We start from the raw sequence: 20,150 nt of genomic DNA, 5'->3' as shown, positions 1-20,150 counted from the left end.
TCAGCAAAAATGTCGCGTGCAAAATTGCTTTCGCGAGCAGGCTCGCTCCCACAGGGGGATCTGTGTTCAGGCAGTAATTCGCCAGATGCCGAACGGCTGATACGCCGGGTCCAGGCGCATGAACTGGTATTTGCCATGCCAGTCCCAGCGATGCCCGTTCATCAAGTCTTCGCCGTGGGTCGTCGCATCGTCGGGCAGGCCCATTTCCCACAGCGGCAGTTCGAAATTCGCCTCCTGCACGTTATGCGGATCGAGGCTGACCGCGACCAGAATGAAATTGCTGCCGTCAAAGCTGCGCTTGCCGAAATACAGAATGTTGTCGTTCCAGGCGTTGTAGACCTTCAGGCCCAGATGCGTGTGCAGCGCCGGGTTCTGCCGGCGAATGCGGTTGAGCTGGGCGATCTCGGCAATGATGTTGCCGGGCGCTGTGAAGTCGCGGACGCGAATCTCGTATTTCTCCGAGTCGAGGTATTCCTCTTTGCCCGGCACTGGGGCCGACTCGCACAGTTCGAACCCCGAATACATCCCCCACAGGCCCGAGCCCATGGTTGCCAGCGCGGCGCGGATCAAAAAGCCAGGGCGCCCGGATTCGTGCAGGAACGCCGGGTTGATGTCCGGCGTATTGACGAAGAAATTCGGCCGGTAGCATTCGCGCCACGGTGATTCATTCAGTTCGGTGAAATAGGTCGCCAGCTCAGCCTTGCTATTGCGCCAGGTGAAATAGGTGTAGCTCTGCGTGTAACCGACCTTGCCCAGACGCGCCATCATGGCTGGCGTGGTGAAGGCCTCCGCGAGAAAGATCACCTCCGGGTACAGCGCCCGCACATCGGCGATCAGCCATTGCCAGAACGGCAACGGTTTGGTGTGTGGATTGTCGACGCGGAAGATCTTCACGCCCTCCTCGACCCAGCCGATGACAATGTCGCGCAACTCGATCCACAAGCTCGGAATCGCTTCTGGCGCATAGAAGTCGACGTTGACGATGTCCTGGTATTTCTTCGGCGGGTTCTCCGCGTATTTGATCGTGCCGTCGGGGCGCCAGTTGAACCAGCCCGGATGCTGCTTGAGCCACGGGTGGTCCTGGGAACACTGGATGGCAAAGTCGAGAGCGATTTCCAGCCCATGATCGGCAGCGGCGGCGACCAGTCGGCGGAAGTCTTCGCGGGTGCCGAGTTGCGAGTGAATCGCCTCGTGACCGCCCTCCTCACTGCCGATCGCATATGGACTGCCGGGATCGTCGGGGCCAGCGGTCAATGAATTGTTACGACCCTTGCGATGCGCGCGACCGATCGGGTGGATCGGCGTGAAGTACAGCACGTCGAAGCCCATGTCCTGAATCATCGGCAGACGTGAGTGCACATCATTAAAAGTGCCGTGACGGTGGGGATCGTCGGTGATCGAGCGTGGAAACAGCTCATACCAACTGGCAAACTCGGCGAGTTCGCGCTCGACGTCCATGGGAAATTCGGGACTGACACTCAAATAGGCGCGGTGATCGGCCCCAGCCATCAATTGCGCACTGCGCGAGTGCAGAAACAGCGCGACCTGCTCGGTTTCGAGCAGCCCGGACAATTCGTGGTGCAACGCGGCGAGCTGTTCGCTGAGCTGCCCTTCGCTGCGTTCGGCGGCCTGCTGCACCATGCTCCGGCCTTCCTGCAACTCCAGCGAAACCGGTACCGCAGCGGTGTGTTTCTTCTCCAGCTCGTACTGAAAACTGGCGAAATGATCGATCCACGCTTCGATGCAATACAGGTAGCGGCCCTGATGTTCAGGGCGGAACTGGCCTTGCCAGCCATTGTTGCCCTGATCGGCCATGACTTCGCTTTGCCAGGTTTCCTCGCCTTCCTCGCGCCAGCGGATGCGCACCGCGAGTTTGTCGTGACCGTCGGCAAACACCTTGCTGGTGACCACCACTTCACGGCCGGCAATCGACTTCACGGCGAACTGCCCGCCATCAAGGGTCGGCATGGTGTTTTCAATGACAATGCGCGGCAGCAGCAGTGCCTGCGACAGTGGCATGTGCGGGTTGTAGCTCAGTTCAGAAGGTCTTTCAGCAGTCATTGAGCATCTCTCCTTAACGCCCCAAGGACGCTCTTGTGCCGGATCAGTGTTCACAACGAAGCACCTGCCCCGAAATGAACTCACTTAGGTTCCGAGCGACCGGCGCCGGGAAAAGTTCAGATGAAATTACCGTGGCAGAAAAGCGGATCGAATTGCGTGCAGGGTGGTCAATCCACTTAAGCACTTCTCACGCCATGTGCCACACGGAGGTCATCAGATGAACATCCCGATCCCGGCCGAAACGCCTGATCCCAACATCGACAAACCCACTTTGCCCGAGACCGAGCCGCAGCCGATTCCAGAGCAGGAACCGCCGGGCACCACGCCACCGCCGAAAGAAGAACCGCCGAGCACGATGCCGCCCGTGATCGTTTAACTTCGCGAACTGATCATTCCCACGCTCCGCGCAGGAATGATCAGTGGTCGTCAGTCTTCTCCTCTTCCTTTTCGAAAAGCTTCACGATCCGTGGCATCACGCTGAAAATTGCCAGCGCCAGAAATGTGCTGAGCAATGCCGTAGCCTCTTTGCCCAACCCGGCAGCCACACCAATGGCCGCCGTCATCCATAACCCGGCAGCAGTAGTCAGGCCTTTGACATGGCCTTCATCGCCTTCCTTGTTTTTCAGGATAGTGCCGGCACCGAGAAAGCCGATCCCGGCAATCACCCCTTGCACTACCCGACTCATCGCATCCGACTCCGCCCCTGAAGTCTGCGGCACCAACACAAAGAGTGCCGCGCCGAGCGCCACCAGCATATGCGTGCGGACCCCGGCGGCCTTGCCCTTGTGCTCGCGCTCGAAACCGAGAATGCCGCCCAGTACCGCCGCCATCAGCAGACGCACGGTAATGCGCGTCAATTGCGAAGCGTCGCCAACGTCGGCGAACGCTGCTTGCAGGGTTTCCCACACTTCATGCCACCACGCGTTCATCGTGCAGTCCTTGTTATTGGCTCGATAGACGATGGACAGCGGCGACCATTAATCAGTTGCGCAGAACGATCAGAGCAGCGTGCGCCCTAACCTTGCAGACCTCCCTAAAAAAAGGACTGTTCCTATGCCTCTTCGAGTCGATGAATCCAACCCCGAACAAAAAGTGTGTTTTTTCACCGTTGAACATGGCGAGGAAATTCGCATTTGCGACACCCTGGAAGTCATGACGGATAGCGAAAAATCCATGTCGTTCGTGGAAATAGAAGGCCGGCGCGTTTACATCAGCGAAAAAGAAGCCGATGCACTGACCGTTGCAGGTGCCAAGGATGGTCGCAAACACCTGAAAGCCGACGACAGTGATTCGGTGATTTGACTGACCCGGATCAACACCCTGCGCAAACGTCTGCGATAGGCGTTTGCGCCCTTACCCGCGGGTTGCTTCAAGTTGTCGCAGGCGTTGCGCAAAATCGCATCTGATCCGCTTTTTATTGAAATACCTGAGTCTGTTATGCAAACAGATCGACGCTCATAGTGCTCTGGCCTGATGGAGGCTGATGAGCGAATAACCATGAGCGAACAAATCCCCGTCCGAACCGTAGAAGCATCTCCAACTATCAAAAGTGTGCCCGCACGCCCAATGAAGGCGACGGCCAAGTCCAGTGACAACCAGATTCATACCCGCAGCTTCACCGGTCTGTTCCGCACCCTGCGCATGAGTGGCGCGGGATTTCTGTTCGTGCTGTTTTTCGGCACCGTGTGGCTGAATTGGGGCGGACGTCAGGCGGTGCTCTGGGACCTTTCCGAAAGCAAATTCCACATCTTCGGCGCGACGTTCTGGCCGCAGGATTTCATCCTGCTCTCGGCGCTGTTGATCATCGCCGCATTCGGTCTGTTCGCCATCACCGTGTTCGCTGGCCGGGTCTGGTGCGGCTACACCTGCCCGCAGAGCTCGTGGACGTGGATCTTCATGTGGTGCGAAAAGATCACCGAAGGCGAGCGCAACCAGCGCATCAAACTGCAAACCGCACCCTGGAGCCTGAACAAACTGGCACGGCGTGCAGCCAAGCACACCTTGTGGCTGGCGATCAGCGTACTGACCGGCCTGACCTTCGTCGGTTACTTCACCCCGATCCGGCCACTGGCCGAAGAACTGCTGACCCTGCAAATCGGCGGCGTCAGCCTGTTCTGGGTGCTGTTCTTCACTGCCGCCACCTACATCAATGCCGGTTGGCTGCGCGAGGCGGTGTGCATGCACATGTGCCCGTATGCACGGTTCCAGAGCGTGATGTTCGACAAGGACACCCTGGCGATTTCCTATGACGTGGCCCGTGGCGAAAACCGTGGCCCGCGCAAACGCGACGTGAAACCGCTCGAGGCCGGCCTGGGTGATTGCATCGACTGCCAGTTGTGCGTACAGGTCTGCCCGACCGGCATCGACATCCGCGATGGCCTGCAGATGGAATGCATCGGCTGCGCGGCGTGCATCGACGCCTGCGATTCGATCATGGACAAAATGAACTACCCGCGCGGTTTGATCCGCTACAGTTCCGAGCGCGAATTGCAGGGTGGCAAGACTCACCTGCTGCGTCCGCGTTTGATCGGTTACACCGTGGTGCTGGTGGCAATGATCGGTGCGCTGGCTCTGGCTTTGGTCGAGCGGCCAATGGTCTCGCTGGACGTGACCAAGGATCGTGGCTTGTTCCGCGAGAACGGTCAGGGCCAGATCGAAAACATCTATAGCCTTAAAGTCATCAACAAGACCCAGCAACGTCAGGATTACCACCTGAGCCTGGTCGATGGCGACGGCTTCCAGTTGCAAGGCAAGACTGAGTTGAGCCTGGCGCCAGGGGAAATTGTCGATGTGCCGGTGTCGGTGGCGATGACCACAGAGCGCCCGGCAAGCAGTTCGCAAACCCTGAGTTTCAAGATTGCCGACAGCGATGAGCCTGAGGTTTATAGCGTGGCGAAGAGCAGGTTTGTTGCGCCGATGAATCGTTGATCCCTTAGAATCCGCTCCCTCACCCCAGCCCTCTCCCAGGGGTAGAGGGGGCCGACCGAGGTGTCTGTCGCTATACATCGACCTGACAGACCGAGTCGATTATGGATTCAACAAAGCACTTCCCGGCCGAGTTGATTATGGATTCAGCAAAGCACTTTCAGGTCGAGTCGATTACGGATTCGGCGAAGCACTTTCAGGCAGGTGTAGTTCACAAGCATCCCCCAATCAGTCCCCTCTCCCTCTGGGAGAGGGCTAGGGTGAGGGCTTTTCCCTCCCTGACACCCCACAATTCAACCAGCACCAAGGCTCCTCGATGAAACGCTACGAAAAATTCGCCGACGACATCGCTGAACTGATCCGCTCCGGCGTCCTCGGCCCCGGCCAGCGCGTGCCTTCGGTGCGTTACGCCAGCCAGACCTACGGCGTCAGCCCGTCCACGGTGTTCCAGGCCTACTACCTGCTTGAACGTCGTGGCCTGATCCGCGCCCGACCGCGCTCCGGCTACTTCGTCAACACCCATGCGCCGAGCCCGTTTTCCGAGCCGGTGATCAGCAGCCACGTCAACGATTCCACCGAAGTCGACGTCAGCGAACTGGTGTTCTCGGTACTCGATTCGATCAAAGACCCGAGCACCATCCCCTTCGGCTCGGCATTCCCCAGCCCTACCCTGTTCCCGTTGCAGCGCCTGTCGCGCTCACTGGCCAGCGCCGCACGCGAGATGGATCCGCGCATGGTCGTCACCGACATGTCGCCGGGCAACCCGCAACTGCGCCGGCAGATCGCCCTGCGCTACATGGTCGGCGGCTTGATGCTGCCGATGGAAGAATTGCTGATCACCAACGGCGCCCTCGAAGCGCTGAACCTGTGCCTGCAAGCGGTGACCGAACCGGGCGATCTGGTGGCGATCGAAGCCCCGGCGTTTTACGCCAGCCTGCAAGTTCTGGAACGGCTGAAACTCAAAGCCGTGGAAATCCCTGTGCATCCGCGCGATGGCATCGACCTCGGCGTACTTGCGCAAACCCTGGAACGCCATCCGATCAAGGCCTGTTGGTGCATGACCAGTTTCCAGAACCCGATGGGCGCGACCATGCCCGAGGCGAAGAAACAGGAACTGGTCGAACTGCTGCGCCGCCATCAAGTGCCGCTGATCGAAGACGACGTCTACGCCGAACTCTATTACGGACAACAAGCACCGAAACCGGCCAAGGCTTTCGATACTGAAGGTCTGGTGATGCACTGTGGCTCGTTCGCCAAGAGCCTGGCCCCCGGCTATCGCATCGGCTGGGTCGCCGCCGGACGCTACGCGCAGAAAATCGAACGGCTGAAACTGATGACTTCGTTGTGTGCTTCGATGCCCGCGCAAGCGGCGATCGCCGACTACCTGCAACACGGCGGCTATGACCGGCATCTGCGCAAACTGCGCTACGCACTGGAGGAACAGCAGAGCGCGATGCTTGCGGCGATTGCCCGGTATTTCCCGGCGCAGACGCGGGTCAGCCAACCGGCCGGTGGCTACTTTCTCTGGCTGGAACTGCCACCGCAGATGGATTCGCTGAAGCTGTTTCAGATGGCATTGGCGCAAGGCATCAGCATCGCGCCGGGGCCGATTTTCTCGCCGACGCAGCGCTTCAGGAATTGTATTCGGTTGAATTATGGCAGCCCTTGGACCGAGGATTCGGAAAAGGCCATGGAGACGTTGGGGCGGATTGTGCGGTCGTTCTGACAGACTGATGGTGTTTATTTTGGCCTCTTCGCGAGCAAGCTCGCTCCCACATGGGGTCTGTGCCATTCACACATCCAATGTGGGAGCGAGCTTGCTCGCGAAGGGGTCGGTGCTATCGAAATCCAGGCGATTAACGCCCACCCCCCAAATCAACAAACGTCCCGGTCGCATAAGACGCTTTATCCGACAACAACCAGACAATCGCCTCCGCCACCTCATCCGGCCGCCCGCCACGGGCCATCGGAATCGCCGACTCCAGCTTGCTGACCCGATCCGGATCGCCGCTCAACGCGTGAAAATCGGTATAGATGTAACCCGGGCGCACCGCGTTGACCCGAATCCCCTCGCCCGCCACTTCCTTGGATAAGCCGATGGTGAAGGTATCGAGCGCGCCTTTGGACGCGGCGTAATCGACGTATTCGTTTGGCGAGCCAAGACGCGAGGCGACCGACGACACATTGACGATGCTGCCGCCCTGGCCGCCGTGCTTGGGCGACATGCGCAGGATCGCGTGCTTGGCACAGAGGATCGGCGCCAGGACATTGGTTTTCATGATTTTCAGAATGCGGAATTCGGACATTTCGTCGACCCGCGATTTGTGTCCGACGGTGCCGGCGTTGTTCACCAGCGCAGTCACACGGCCCAATTCGCTGTCGACCCGCTGGAACAGCGCGATCACTTCGTCTTCGATGCTGACGTCAGCGCGCACGGCGATGGCTTGTGCGCCCAATGCACGGACTTGCTCCAGCACACTTTGCGCAGCCTGCTCGTCTTGCTGATAGTTAATGCAGATCCGATAGCCTTGCTCGGCAGCCAACAACGCCGTAGCGGCGCCAATCCCTCGCCCGCCGCCGGTGATCACAATGACTTTATCCATGCTGGCCTTTCTCCCCCGATGCACACGTAACAGTCGGGGGGAAGAATAACCGCCATTGACGGGTTTTGCATGAGGTCTGTTGTGTCGGGCCGGACGCCTCCGCGAGCAGGCTCGTTCCCACAGGGGTATGCATTCCAAATGTGGGAGCGAGCTTGCTCGCGAAGAACGATAACGCAGTCGATCAGACCGCCGCCAGCGCCTCGCCCCGTGCAATATCCTGCATGAATTTGTCCGCCGGCATCGGATGTCCCAACAGATAACCCTGCAGCGAATCACAACCCAACTGCGTCAAGAACTGTTGCTGCACCCCGGTTTCAACACCCTCAGCGACAATCCGCAAGCCCAGCGCCTGCCCCAACGCAACGATCGCGGAAACAATCGCCGCATCGTCGCTGTCATGCTCCAGATCGCGCACAAAGCCACGGTCGATCTTCAGCTCGTTGGCCGGCAAGCGCTTGAGGTACATCAGGCTGGAATAACCGGTGCCAAAGTCGTCAATCGACAGATCGACGCCCATGTCCGACAACTCCTGCAACACCGTCATGCTTGCATCGGCATCGCTCATGGCCGTGGTTTCGGTGATTTCCAGGGTCAGGCTGTTGGCCGGCAAGTGGTGAGTGGCCAATGCCTTGGCCACGCTGCGCACCAGCCCGGTGTGGCAGAACTGCAGCGCCGACAGGTTCACCGCGATACGCCAATCGGTGTAACCGAGCACGAACCATTCGCGCATCTGCCGACAGGCTTCATTGAGCACCCAGTCGCCGATCGGGATGATCAGTCCGGATTTCTCGGCCAGATCGATAAACTTGTCCGGCATCAGCATGCCGTGGATCGGGTGTTGCCAGCGCAATAGCGCTTCGGCTCCGACCGGATGGCCATTGGCCGCGTCGAATTTGGGCTGGTAATGCAAGCTGAACTGACTGTGTTCCAGTGCCGCACGCAGGTCCTGCAGCAACTGCAACTGCTTGCGCGCGTTGTTGTTCATCGACGCATCAAAAAAGCTGTAACCGTTTTTGCCGCCGCCCTTGGCGTGGTACATCGCCGCGTCGGCGTTCATCAGCAGTTCCTGCGCGTTCAGGCCATTGCCCGGATACAAGGCGATGCCGACGCTGGCGGATATCTGCAAGTCATGTTCGGCAACGCGGAATGATTGCGCGATCAGGCCGACCTGACGTGCCGCCAGCCCCAATGCGTCATTGGGTTCGGCCAGGCGCACCAGCAATACGAATTCATCGCCACCGATCCGCGCCAGTGTGTCGAGGCTGCGCAAGTCTTCACGCAGACGCACACCGACTTCGCGCAACAACTGATCACCCATGTGATGGCCGAACGCATCATTGACCGGTTTGAAGCCGTCCAGATCGATGAACATCAAGGCAAAGCAGCCGCCCTGCTCGTTGACCTTTTTCATCGCCTGATTGATCCGGTCGTCCAGCAGCATGCGGTTCGGCAGGCCGGTCAGGGTGTCATGCAGGGCCAGTTGCGTCAGTTCGCGGTTAGCCACAGTCAAAGAGTGGGCGAGATCAGCGGTACGCGCTTCGAGGCGCGCGTCGAGAATCGAGGTCAGCAAGGCAATCGACAGCACCGCCAGCGTGGTGATCAACACTAGGCTGTCGAGGCCATTGCCCTTTAAGCCATTGACGGTGGCGCCACAGAAACTGCCGTCGGGGAACTGCGCGGCGGCCATGCCGGTGTAATGCATGCCGACAATGGCGATGCCCATGATGATCGCTGCGCCGCCACGAATCAGGCGCACATAAGGAGAGTGCTGACGCAGGCGAAAGGCGATCCACAGCGCCGCCGCCGACGCACCGACGGCGATCAGCAACGAGGCGCCAAACAGCGTCGGGTCGTAGTCGATCCCCGGCGTCATGCGCATCGCCGCCATGCCGGTGTAATGCATGGCACTGATCCCGGCGCCCATGATCAGCGCGCCGAACGCCAGTTGCAGAATCGGCAGTTTCGGCTGGCTGACCAGCCACAAGGCAAACCCGCAGGACAACACCGCGATCAACAGCGACAATGCCGTCAGGCTGATGTCATAGCCCAGATCGATCGGCAGCTTGAAGGCGAGCATGCCAATGAAATGCATCGACCAGACGCCGATGCCCATGGCGAACGCACCACCGGCGGTCCAGAAATGCACCGCACGGCCCTTGGCCGTGGCGATACGACCGGTGAGGTCGAGCGCGGTGTAGGAAGCGAGAATCGCCACGCACAACGAAATGAAAACCAAGGTGGAGGAATAACTACCGATGAGCATGGGATTTCTCGTGGCCACCCAACGCGGACTGCGTCCATTCTCGGTCAGGCAAATGCGGCGATTGTACTGATTACGCAGAAGAACGCACTGACAAAGTAAGCAATTGGCCATCAAGCCGATGAAACGTTTGTTTGATCGTCCGACAAGGCTCTGGCGCAGCGTTCACAGCTTTGCTCAAAACTGAAACACATACCCGTAGGAGCTGCCGGAGGCTGCGATCTTTTGATCTTGTCGTTAACAGAAAAATCAAAAGATCGCAGCCTCCGGCAGCTCCTACAAGGGGCATGGAATCAGTTGGAGTTGCTCACGTCCAGTTGCCCATCCCAGCCACCGCCCAGCGCCGCAATCAGTTGCACGCTGGCGATCAAACGGCTTTGCAGAATATTCAGCACGCTGCGCTCATTGCTCAACGCCGTGGCTTGCACCACCACCACATCGATGTAGGCAATCAACCCGGCCTTGTACTGGTTTTCCGTCAGGCGCAGGGAATCGCGGGCCGCATCGAGCGCTTCTTGGCGCACCGCCGCTTCGTCTTCGTACACCTTGAGCTGCACCAGATAGTTTTCCACCTCGCGGAAACCGTCCAACACGGTCTGGCGATACTTGGCCACGGTCTGGTCATACACCGCTTCGGTGCGATCGACTTCCGCCGAACGTATGCCGCCGTCGAACAGCGGCAACGCCAGTTTCGGCCCGACCGACCAGAAGCGGTTCGGCAGGCTGACCAGATTCTGCGAGGTGCTGCTGCTGTAACCGCCGCTCAGGCTCAGGCTCAGGTCCGGGTAATACGCCGCTTTGGCCACGCCGATATTGGCGTTGGCGGCGATCACCGAACGCTCTGCCGAAGCAATGTCCGGGCGGCGCTCCAGCAACTGTGAAGGCAGGCTCAATGGCACCTGCGGCAACTTCGGAATGGTCTGCACTTCGGCAATGTTGAAATCCGCCGGCGCTTGGCCGGTCAGTACGGCAATCGCATTTTCGAATTGCGCGCGCTGCCAGATCAGGTCGACGAGATCAGCCTGGGTGCTTTTCAGCTGCGTCTGCGCCTGCGCTACCGCATCGCGCCCGGAAACGCCGGCGCGGTACTGGTTTTGGGTCATTTTCAGCGACCGCTCATACGCCGCCACCGTTGCTTCGAGCAGGCGTTTCTGCTGGTCGATCACGCGCAGTTGCAGGTAGTTCTGCACCAGCTCCGATTGCTGGCTCAGGCGCATGGCGGCCAGGTCGGCAAAACTGGCCTGGGCACTGGCCTCATCGGCTTCCAGTCCACGGCGCAGCTTGCCCCACACGTCTGCTTCCCAACTGACGCCCAGTTCGGCGTTATAGGTGTCGCGGATACCGCTGGAGGAACTGCTCAAACTCGAACTGCTGCTGCCGGTGCCCTGACTGGAGCGGGTCTTGCCCAAGCTCAAGTCAACACTGGGATAAAACGCCCCGCGCGCACTGCGCACCAACGCCTGGGCCTGACGGTACTGGGCTTCCGACTGTGCGACGGTCTGGTTGGAATTGTTCAGGCGTTCGATCAACCCATTGAGCTGCTGATCGCCGTACAACTCCCACCAGGCACCACGGGCCAGCGAATCGCTCGGGTTGGCCTGGGTCCAGCCCTCGGCTTCCTTGTACTGGGCAATTTCAGCGGTCTGCGGACGCTGGTAGTCCGGGCCGACAGCGCAGGCACTGAGCATCGCCACGCACAGCGACAGGCTGAGCAAGCGCGAGCCGCGAACAGTGGCCAGATTGAAAAGCGAACGGTCAGTCATAGCGGAGTTTCCAGAGCGGCGTCAGTACGCACGCCACGCCATTTGTTGAAACGATGGCGCAGCTTGTCGAGATAGAGGTAAACCACAGGGGTGGTGTAAAGCGTCAGTACCTGGCTGAAAATCAGCCCGCCGATGATGGTCAGACCCAACGGCTGGCGCATTTCCGCACCTTCGGCCCGGCTGAGCAGCAACGGCAAGGCACCTAGAATCGCCGCCAACGTCGTCATCAGAATCGGCCGCAGGCGTTGCAGGCAGGCACTGCGAATAGATTCCAGCGGCGACAGGCCCTGATGACGCTCCAGTTGCAACGCGAGGTCGATCATCAGAATGGCGTTTTTCTTCACCACGCCAATCAGCAGGAACAACCCGAGCAACGAGATCAGGCTGAACTCACCGCCCAGCGCATAGATCGACAGCAACGCGCCGACACCAGCCGACGGCAGGGTCGACAGGATCGTCAGCGGATGGATGTAACTTTCATACAGCACGCCCAGCACCAGATACACCGCGAGCAACGCACCCAGAATCATGAACGGCTGGCTCTTTTGTGTAGCGGCAAAGGCGTCGGCGGTACCGGCCATTTTCGCGATGACATCTTCCGGCAGGCCGAGCTTGGCAATCGCCCGCTCGATGACGGCACTGCCCTGCTCCACCGTCACGCCTTCGGCCATGTCGAAAGAGATGTCCTCGGAGGCAAACTGGCCTTCGTGGCTGACGCGATCATCTTCCAGGCTGCTCTCATAATGAGCGATCGTCGACAGCGGCACCCGCGCACCGTCAGCGGTGATCACCTGAACCTGCTTGAGCGTCACCGGGTCCTGGGCGTATTTCGGATTGACCTCCATCACCACCTGATACTGGTTGAGGCTGTCATAGATCGTCGAAATCTGCCGCTGGCTGTAGGCGTTGTTCAACACCGAGGTAACCATGTCCATGTCGATCCCCAGGCGCTTGGCCTGATCGCGGTCGACAATCAACGTCACTTGCTGGGCACCCTTGCCTTCACGCGCGTCGATCGCGGTCAGCTCAGGCAACGCCCTTAACGCGGCAACCACTTTTGGATACCACTTGCGTAACTCGCCCAGATCGCCACTTTGCAGGATGTAGCTGTACTGCGATGTGGTCTGCTCGCGACCACCGCCAAATTGCAGATCCTGATCCGCCATCAGCATCAATTGCGCACCGGGCACCTTGGGCATTTCCTTGCGCAGGCGCTCGATGACTTTCTGCGCGTTGAGCTGGCGCTCCTTGATTGGCTTCAGACGCACCAGCATGAAGGCGTTATTGGTGCCGTTGCTGCCGCCGATGAATCCGGCAACACTTTCCACCGCTTCGTCCTTGAGCACGGCGCGGCGGAAGATTTCCATTTTCGGCTGCATCACACTGAACGACAGGCCGTCGTCACCGCGCACGAAACCGATCAACTGGCCGGTGTCCTGCTGCGGCATGAAGGTTTTCGGCACCACCACGTACAGCGCGACGTTGACGCCAACAGTGATGAGCAAGCTGAGCAACGTCAGACGCCGATGGCGCAACACCCAGTCGAGGCTGGTGGCGTATTTGCCGACCATCCAGTCGTTGGTGCGGCGACTCCAGCGTTGCAGGCGGTTTTCCTGTCCCGGCGTGTGTGGTTTGAGCCAACGGGCGCAGAGCATCGGCGTCAGCGTCAGCGAGACCACCAGCGACACGACGATGGCCGCCGCCAGGGTGATGGAAAACTCGCGGAACAGGCTTTCGACAATCCCGCCCATGAACAGGATCGACAGGAACACCGCCACCAGCGAGACGTTCATCGACAGCAAGGTGAAACCGACTTCCTTGGCCCCGAGATAGGCGGCCTGCATCGGTTTGACGCCTTCGTCGATGTGCCGGGAAATGTTCTCCAGCACCACGATGGCATCGTCCACCACCAATCCGGTGGCCAGAATCAGCGCCATCAGCGACAGGTTGTTCAGCGAGAAGCCATAGAGGTACATCACCGCAAAGGTGCCGACCAGCGACACCGGCACGGCCAGTGTCGGAATCAGCGAGGCGCGGAAGTTACCGAGAAACAGGAACACCACCAGAATCACCAGCGCCACGGCAATCAGCAAGGTCATCTCGGCTTCGTGCAGAGTGGCTTTGATCACTGGTGAGCGGTCCATGGCCAGATTCAGCTTCACGCTGGCCGGCAGCACGGCTTGCAGCGCCGGCAACTGCGCCTTGATCTCGTTGACCGTCTCGATGATGTTGGCGCCGGCCTGGCGGTTGATCACCAGCAGCACCGCCGCGTCATCGTTGAAGAAGCCGCTGTTATAGCGGTCTTCGACGCCGTCGCTGACCTTGGCCACGTCCTTGAGGCGCAGCGCGGCGCCGTCAGCGTAGTGGATGATCAGCGACTCGTAGTCCTTGGCTTTCTCCAACTGATCGTTGGCCTGGATCTGCCACAACCGCTGACCGTCCTCGACCGAACCTTTGGGCCGGCGCACGTTGGCTTCGGCAATGGTCTTGCGCACATCGTCGAGCGCCACGCCGTACTGGTTCAACGCCTGTGGTTCGAGTTCGATGCGCACTGCCGGCAGCGAACTGCCGCCGATCTGCACTTCACCGACGCCCTGCACTTGCGACAGGCTCTGCGACAGAATGGTCGAAGCCAAATCGTAGAGCTGGCCTTTTTCCAATACGTCGGACGTCAGCGACAGCACCATGATCGGCGCCTGTGACGGGTTGACCTTCTTGTAGGTCGGCATGCTGCGCATACCGCTCGGCAACAGGTTGCGCGAGGCGTTGATCGCCGCCTGCACTTCCCGCGCGGCACCGTTGATGTCGCGGTCGAGATCAAACTGCAGAATGACCCGGGTCGAACCCTGACTGGAACGGCTGCTCATGGTATTGACGCCGGCGATCGCGCCGAACGAGCGCTCCAGCGGTGTGGCCACGGTGGACGCCATGACCTCCGGGCTGGCACCGGGCAGACTCGCCTGCACGACGATCACCGGGAAATCCATCTGCGGCAGCGGTGCCACCGGCAGCAGACCGAAGCTGACACCGCCGAGCAGCATGATCGCCAGGCTCAGCAGCATCGTCGCCACGGGACGCTTGATGAAAGGACCGGAGAGGTTCATCGAACACCGTTCCCTGCATCACCCCACAACCCTGTGGGAGCGAGCTTGCTCGCGAAGAGGCCGGCACATCCAACATTGTCAGTGACTGACTGATCGCTTTCGCGAGCAAGCTCGCTCCCACAGGTTATGTTGTGATGCAAAGTCATACCGAGACCTCTTCAGCATCCGCATTGGTCTTGCCAAAGCGCCGTCCGAGGCGGTCGAAATACAGGTAGATCACTGGCGTGGTGAACAGCGTCAGCACCTGACTCACCAGCAGACCGCCAACCATCACCAGACCCAACGGCTGACGCAATTCAGCCCCGGAACCGGTGGCCAGCATCAGCGGTACCGCACCAAACAGTGCCGCCAGCGTGGTCATCAGAATCGGTCGGAAGCGCAGCAGCGCCGCCTGATAGATCGCCTGTTCCGGCGCCATGCCTTGGGTGCGCTCGGCATCGAGGGCGAAGTCGATCATCATGATCGCGTTCTTTTTCACGATGCCGATCAGCAGGATGATGCCGATGATCGCGATCATGCCCAGGTCATTGCCGCTGAGCAGCAGCGCCAGCAAGGCGCCGACTGCCGCCGACGGCAAGGTCGAGAGAATGGTGATCGGGTGAATGTAGCTCTCGTAGAGCACGCCGAGCACGATGTACATGGTCACCACCGCCGCCAGAATCAGCAGCAAGGTGCTCGACAACGAGGCCTGGAAGGCTTCCGCCGCACCCTGGAACTGGGTCTGCACGCCGACGGGCATGCCGATGTCTTTCTGTACCTGCTCAATAATGTCGACCGCATGCCCCAACGCCACTCCGGGTGCGAGGTTGAACGACATCATCACTGCCGGGAACTGGCCGATATGGGTGATTGCCAGTTGCGCCTGACGCTCTTCCACATGGGCCAGACTCGACAGGCGTACCTGCGCGTCATCAGTGGTCTTGACGTGAATCTGGTCCAGCGCCTGCGGGCCGATCTTCTCCCCGGCCTGAGCCTGCAGCACCACGCGGTACTGACTGGCCTGGGTGTAAATGGTCGAGATCTGCCGCTGACCGAAGGCGTCGTAAAGCGCATCAGTGATATTCGCCACCGAGACGCCAAGGCGTGACGCGGCATCGCGGTCGATCACCAGATAGACCTGCAAGCCCTTGTCCTGCAAATCACTGGCAACGTCGGTCAGTTCCGGACGCTGCGCCAGCGCTTCGACCAGACGGCCGCTCCACTGGCTGAGCAGTTCGGAGTCCGGCGAAGACATGCTGAACTGATACTGAGTACGGCTGACACGGTCTTCGATGGTCAGGTCCTGCACCGGTTGCATGAACAGGCGAATGCCGACCAGTTTGTCCAGCTGCGGTTGCAGACGCGCAATCACTTCAGTGGCGCTCAGATCGCGATCGCCGTGAGGTTTTAGGTTGATCAGCAAGCGTCCGCTGTTGAGCGTGGCGTTATCGCCGTCGACGCCGATGTAGGACGACAGGCTCTGCACCGCCGGATCTTCAAGGATGATTTTCGCCAGTTCCTGTTGACGCTCGCCCATGGCCGCAAAGGAAATCGACTGTGGTGCTTCGGAAATGCCCTGAATCACACCAGTGTCCTGCACCGGGAAGAAGCCCTTTGGCACGACCATATAGAGGAACACGGTCAACGCCAGCGTAGCGATGGCCACCAACAAGGTCAGTGGCTGGTGCTTGAGTACCCAGCGCAGCATCCGACCATACTCGGCAATCATCCAGTCAATCACCGCACCACTGGCGCGGTAAAAACGGCCTTGCTCGTGTTCTTCCGGCTCACGCTTGAGCAGACGCGCGCACATCATCGGCGTCAGAGTCAGCGAGACCACCAGCGAAATCAGGATGGCCACCGCCAGCGTGATAGCAAACTCGCGGAACAGCCGCCCGACCACATCAGCCATGAACAACAGCGGAATCAGTACCGCAATCAGCGAAAGGGTCAGGGAAATCAGGGTGAAACCGATCTGCTTGGCGCCTTTGAGCGCGGCCTGCATCGGGCTGTCGCCTTCTTCAATGAAGCGCGAAATGTTCTCCAGCATGACGATCGCATCGTCGACCACGAAACCGGTGGCAATGGTCAGGGCCATCAGGGTCAGGTTGTTCACCGAGAACCCGGCCAGGTACATCACGCCGAAAGTGCCGATCAGCGACAGCGGCACGGCCACCGATGGAATGATCGTGGCACTGGCGCGGCGCAGGAACAGGAACGTCACCATCACCACCAGCGCGATGGCGATCAGCAATTCGTGTTGTACGTCGGTGACCGAGGCGCGAATGGTCTGCGTGCGGTCGGTCAGTACGGTGACATCGAGGCCGGCCGGCAGGTTGTCGGTGATGCTCGGCAGCAGCGCCTTGATGCGGTCGACCACCTCAATCACGTTGGCACCCGGCTGACGCTGAATGTTCAGCAACACGGCCTGATTCTGGTTGGCCCACGCTGCGAGACGTTCGTTCTCGGCGCCGTCGACGATTTCCGCAACGTCCTTGAGCCGCAATGGCGCGCCGTTCTTGTAGGCGAGGATCAGGTTGGCGTAGTCCTCGGGCGAGGTCAGCTGATCGTTGGCGTCGAGCATCGACACCCGGGTCGGGCCGTCGAAGTTGCCTTTCGGCTGGTTGACGTTGGAAGCGCCGATCAAGGTGCGCACGTCCGACAGGTTCAGGCTGTTGGCCGCCAGCGCTTCCGGGTTGACCTTGATACGCACCGCCTGACGCTGACCGCCGGCAATGCTGACCATGCCGACGCCGCTGATCTGGGCGATTTTCTGCGCCATGCGCGTATCGACCAGGTCATTGAGTTTGGGCAGCAACATGGTTTTTGAGGTGATCGCCAGGGTCAGCACCGGGGTGTCCGCCGGGTTGACCTTGTTGTACACCGGTGGCGCCGGTAAATCGGTTGGCAGCAGATTGGTCGCAGCGTTGATCGCGGCTTGCACCTGTTGTTCGGCGACGTCCATGTTGATGTCGAGGCTGAAACGCAGGGTCAGCACCGACGCGCCGCCGGAGCTGGTCGAGGCCATTTGCGTGAGGCCCGGCATCTGCCCGAACTGGCGCTCGAGCGGCGCGGTCACGGCACTGGTCATCACGTCCGGGCTGGCGCCGGGATACAGGGTCATGACGCGGATGGTCGGGTAGTCGACCTGCGGCAGCGCCGACACCGGCAGCAGGCGGTAAGCGATCAGGCCGGCCAGAACAATGGCCAGCATGCTCAGGGTGGTGGCTACCGGTCGGAGGATGAACAGCCGCGAAATGTTCATGCGCCCTTCTTGGCCTTGTCGGTGACAGCAGCGTCGGTCGGGGTAGCGGCAGATTTGCCTTGCAGGTGTTCGGTCGGGGTGGTCGGTACTTGGTTGCTGTCGTTGACCACTTCCACTTCACTGCCCTCCTTCAGACGGTCAGTACCTTCCAGCACCACGCGGTCGCCTGCAGCCAGGCCTTCGGTGACCACGGTATTTTCGCCATCACTGGCGCCGATCTTCAGTTGGCGAATGGTGACCTTCTTGTCGCCGTCCAGCGCATAAACGAAGGTGCCGTTGGTGCCAAACTGGATGGCCGCCGACGGCGCCAGTACCACGCCTTTCAGCGTGTCAGCCAGCAAGTGAACGTTGACGAACTGATTAGGGAACAGTGCCTGATCGCGGTTTTCGTAACGGGCCTTGAACTTCAGGGTGCCGGTGGCGACGTCGATCTGGTTGTCGAGGCTTTGCAGCACGCCGGTGGCTTGCAGTTTGGTGTCGCCGCGGTCCCACGCCTCGGCCGGCAGCTTGGCGCCGCTGCGATAGCGGGCGAGCACGGTTTCGAGGCTGTTTTCCGGCAAGGTGAAAGCGACGCTGATCGGTTGCGTCTGGGTGATCACCGCGAGGAACGTGGTGTCGTTGGCGGTCACCAGGTTGCCGACGTCAACTTGACGCAGACCGACGCGGCCGGCAATCGGCGCGCGGATCTTGGTGAATTCGAGATTGAGCTTGGCATCGTTGACCGCGGCCTGATTGGTCTTGACCGTGCCCAGATACTGGCCGACCAGCGCTTCGGCGGTATCCAGGGTCTGTTTGGCGATGCTGTCCTCTTTGTACAAACCGCGATAACGCTCGACGTCGACCTGAGCGTTTTTCAGTTGCGCCTGATTCTGCAGCAAGGTGCCTTCGGCTTGCAGCAAGGCGTTCTGGTACGGACGTGGATCAATCTCCGCTAACAGGTCGCCGGCCTTGACCATCTGCCCTTCTTCGAAATTGATCTTGACCAGCTCGCCGCCCACCCGGCTGCGCACATTGATGGTGTTGAGCGCAGTCACGGTGCCCAGCGCCTTGTAGTACAGCGGGAAATCGCCAGTAACCGCCGGCGCCACGCGCACCGGAATAGGCCCCGTACCGCCACCGAAGCCCGGCCGCATCATCCCCGAACGCCCGGTGTGCCCGGCCGCAGCCTTGTCAGTGCCCTCTTTGTGGGCTGAACCGGCGGGCCAGAATTTCCAGCACAGGACAGCGATCACCAACAGGACAAGCAGGCTGATCAGCCAGCGACGGGAGTTACGAGGGGACGATTGCATGGAGTGATTAACCATTGGGCGCGTGGGCTTCTTTTACGGGAGGCTGAACGATAAGCACTGATGGGGAATTAGCAAAGCAGCTTTACCGGCAATTTACCTTCAACTTACGTTTCAAGGTGTGAGGCAAAACACTGATACACAAATGAAAACGGCCTGGACAGGGCCAGGCCGTTAACAATTGTAAAAGCGCTTACTTGAGAACGGACAGTGCCGCTTCGTAGTTAGGCTCTTCAGCGATTTCCTTGACCAGTTCGCTGTGCAGGACGTTGTCGTTTTCGTCCAGAACCACGACTGCGCGAGCGGTCAGGCCTTTCAGCGGGCCGTCAGCGATGGCCACGCCGTAGTTCTCGATGAACTCGGCACCGCGCAGGGTCGACAGGTTCTGTACGTTTTCCAGGCCTTCGGCGCCGCAGAAACGCGCTTGGGCGAACGGCAGGTCAGCCGAGATGCACAGCACTACGGTGTTTGCTACTTCGTTGGCCTGAGCGTTGAACTTGCGCACGGAAGTGGCGCAGGTCGGGGTGTCGACGCTTGGGAAGATGTTCAGCACTTTGCGCTTGCCGGCAAAGTCTTTCAGGGTGACGTCGGACAGATTGCCGGCAACCAGAGAAAAGGCTGGCGCCTTGGAACCGGCTTGTGGCAACTGGCCGTTGACTTGAACCGGATTGCCTTTAAGGGTGACTTGAGCCATGACTTGAGTCCTTCTGATGTTTTGATTGGAAAGCATGCAAGAGGCCGAAGTTAACCACGAAATTGTCCGACGACCTATGCCCTGTTTGGAAATTGTTGGGTGCCCGCCTGAAAAATTGTATACAAAACCATCGCCGTTCCCTTGTAGGAGTGAGCCTGCTCGCGATGGCGTTGTGTCAGTCAACATCTGCGTACATGACACACCGCCATC

General features: G+C 59.9%; 13 protein-coding genes. 4 read left to right on the top strand and 9 right to left on the bottom strand.

What is annotated here, in order from left to right:
- Positions 1-66 precede the first annotated feature (66 nt).
- Positions 67-2,061 carry an alpha-1,4-glucan--maltose-1-phosphate maltosyltransferase gene (locus tag HUW52_RS16055; RefSeq protein WP_175554228.1) on the bottom strand — a complete coding sequence of 665 codons (1,995 nt, stop codon included), beginning with the start codon at positions 2,059-2,061 and terminating at the stop codon, positions 67-69.
- A gap of 217 nt (positions 2,062-2,278) precedes the next feature.
- On the opposite strand from HUW52_RS16055, the gene HUW52_RS16050 reads away from it, so the two are divergent.
- Complete coding sequence (locus tag HUW52_RS16050) at positions 2,279-2,437, top strand: hypothetical protein (RefSeq protein ID WP_016985118.1); 159 nt, start codon at positions 2,279-2,281, stop codon at positions 2,435-2,437.
- Between the two features lie 40 nt (positions 2,438-2,477).
- Here HUW52_RS16050 and HUW52_RS16045 read toward each other — a convergent pair whose 3' ends face one another.
- The gene (locus tag HUW52_RS16045) at positions 2,478-2,990 is read right to left on the bottom strand and encodes an MgtC/SapB family protein (RefSeq protein WP_175554227.1); all 513 of its coding nucleotides are present in this window, start codon (positions 2,988-2,990) and stop codon (positions 2,478-2,480) included.
- 124 nt (positions 2,991-3,114) lie between these two features.
- On the opposite strand from HUW52_RS16045, the gene HUW52_RS16040 reads away from it, so the two are divergent.
- The 3 genes from HUW52_RS16040 (at position 3,115) to mapR (ending at position 6,712) form a co-directional block, all read left to right on the top strand.
- Positions 3,115-3,363: a DUF3203 family protein gene (locus tag HUW52_RS16040; protein WP_110718614.1), complete on the top strand. Its 249-nt coding sequence runs from the start codon at positions 3,115-3,117 to the stop codon at positions 3,361-3,363.
- 195 nt (positions 3,364-3,558) lie between these two features.
- On the top strand, positions 3,559-4,989 hold the full coding sequence (gene ccoG / locus HUW52_RS16035) for a cytochrome c oxidase accessory protein CcoG (protein WP_175554226.1): 1,431 nt from the start codon (positions 3,559-3,561) through the stop codon (positions 4,987-4,989).
- 313 nt (positions 4,990-5,302) lie between these two features.
- Complete coding sequence (gene mapR / locus HUW52_RS16030; protein ID WP_034155962.1) at positions 5,303-6,712, top strand: GntR family transcriptional regulator MpaR; 1,410 nt, start codon at positions 5,303-5,305, stop codon at positions 6,710-6,712.
- Positions 6,713-6,842: 130 nt separating this feature from the next.
- On the opposite strand, the gene HUW52_RS16025 is transcribed toward mapR, so the two are convergent.
- From HUW52_RS16025 to tpx, 7 genes are all read right to left on the bottom strand, one after another.
- Positions 6,843-7,589 (bottom strand): SDR family oxidoreductase, encoded by a 747-nt coding sequence (locus HUW52_RS16025; RefSeq protein ID WP_016985122.1) that lies wholly within the window; start codon positions 7,587-7,589, stop codon positions 6,843-6,845.
- 181 nt (positions 7,590-7,770) lie between these two features.
- Positions 7,771-9,852: a bifunctional diguanylate cyclase/phosphodiesterase gene (locus HUW52_RS16020; protein ID WP_175554225.1), complete on the bottom strand. Its 2,082-nt coding sequence runs from the start codon at positions 9,850-9,852 to the stop codon at positions 7,771-7,773.
- A gap of 290 nt (positions 9,853-10,142) precedes the next feature.
- Positions 10,143-11,612, bottom strand: a complete 1,470-nt coding sequence (locus HUW52_RS16015) for an efflux transporter outer membrane subunit (protein ID WP_016985124.1) — start codon at positions 11,610-11,612, stop codon at positions 10,143-10,145.
- The gene (locus HUW52_RS16010; RefSeq protein ID WP_175554224.1) at positions 11,609-14,716 is read right to left on the bottom strand and encodes an efflux RND transporter permease subunit; all 3,108 of its coding nucleotides are present in this window, start codon (positions 14,714-14,716) and stop codon (positions 11,609-11,611) included. Before HUW52_RS16010 ends, HUW52_RS16015 begins: the two co-directional genes overlap by 4 nt.
- A gap of 142 nt (positions 14,717-14,858) precedes the next feature.
- Entirely contained in the window at positions 14,859-17,960 is a 3,102-nt protein-coding gene (locus tag HUW52_RS16005) for an MdtB/MuxB family multidrug efflux RND transporter permease subunit (protein ID WP_175554223.1), read from the bottom strand.
- Positions 17,957-19,264: an MdtA/MuxA family multidrug efflux RND transporter periplasmic adaptor subunit gene (locus tag HUW52_RS16000; RefSeq protein ID WP_175554222.1), complete on the bottom strand. Its 1,308-nt coding sequence runs from the start codon at positions 19,262-19,264 to the stop codon at positions 17,957-17,959. The genes HUW52_RS16005 and HUW52_RS16000 overlap by 4 nt, the downstream gene beginning before the upstream one ends.
- Positions 19,265-19,439: 175 nt before the next feature.
- Positions 19,440-19,940, bottom strand: coding sequence for a thiol peroxidase (gene tpx / locus HUW52_RS15995; RefSeq protein ID WP_016987527.1), 501 nt, complete (start codon positions 19,938-19,940; stop codon positions 19,440-19,442).
- Between the last annotated feature and the right edge of the window lie 210 nt (positions 19,941-20,150).

The organism is Pseudomonas sp. 43A (assembly GCF_013363935.1).
Taxonomy (GTDB): domain Bacteria; phylum Pseudomonadota; class Gammaproteobacteria; order Pseudomonadales; family Pseudomonadaceae; genus Aquipseudomonas; species Aquipseudomonas crudilactis.
Note: the sequence above shows the minus strand (reverse complement) of the source record. Positions and strands in the feature narration are given on the sequence as shown.